We start from the raw sequence: 531 nt of genomic DNA, 5'->3' as shown, positions 1-531 counted from the left end.
GACCCTCGCCTTGGCAAGGCGATGCTCTACCGCTGAGCCACGTCCGCAAATAAGTGGTGCGCGTGAAGGGACTTGAACCCCCACGTCTTACGACGCCAGATCCTAAGTCTGGTGCGTCTGCCATTCCGCCACACGCGCATAAAACTAATAAAAGTGAGCCATGAAGGACTCGAACCTTCGACACCCTGATTAAAAGTCAGGTGCTCTACCAACTGAGCTAATGGCTCGCAATTGGCAGGGGATATAGGATTCGACACGCGCATAAAACTAATAAAAGTGAGCCATGAAGGACTCGAACCTTCGACACCCTGATTAAAAGTCAGGTGCTCTACCAACTGAGCTAATGGCTCGCAATTGGCAGGGGATATAGGATTCGAACCTATGATGACGGAGTCAGAGTCCGTTGCCTTACCGCTTGGCGAATCCCCTACAATAGATACCTATATAATGCCCACAATCTCCCACAAATATCAAGAAAATTATGGTGGAGGCTGAGGGGTTCGAACCCCCGACCCTCTGCTTGTAAGGCAG

At 50.7% G+C, this 531-nt stretch carries 4 tRNA genes; all 4 read right to left on the bottom strand.

From position 1 onward, the window contains the following. Positions 1–54: 54 nt before the first annotated feature. Positions 55–138, bottom strand: a tRNA-Leu gene (locus QW71_RS36680). 16 nt (positions 139–154) lie between these two features. Continuing rightward, positions 155–227: transfer RNA gene (locus QW71_RS36675), tRNA-Lys, on the bottom strand. A gap of 50 nt (positions 228–277) precedes the next feature. Then, positions 278–350, bottom strand: a tRNA-Lys gene (locus QW71_RS36670). 5 nt (positions 351–355) lie between these two features. Further along, positions 356–429: transfer RNA gene (locus QW71_RS36665), tRNA-Gln, on the bottom strand. Positions 430–531 lie beyond the last annotated feature (102 nt).

This window comes from Paenibacillus sp. IHB B 3415 (assembly GCF_000802655.2).
Taxonomy (GTDB): Bacteria; Bacillota; Bacilli; order Paenibacillales; family Paenibacillaceae; genus Paenibacillus_AQ; species Paenibacillus_AQ phytohabitans.
This window is presented reverse-complemented; position numbering and strand designations above follow the sequence as displayed.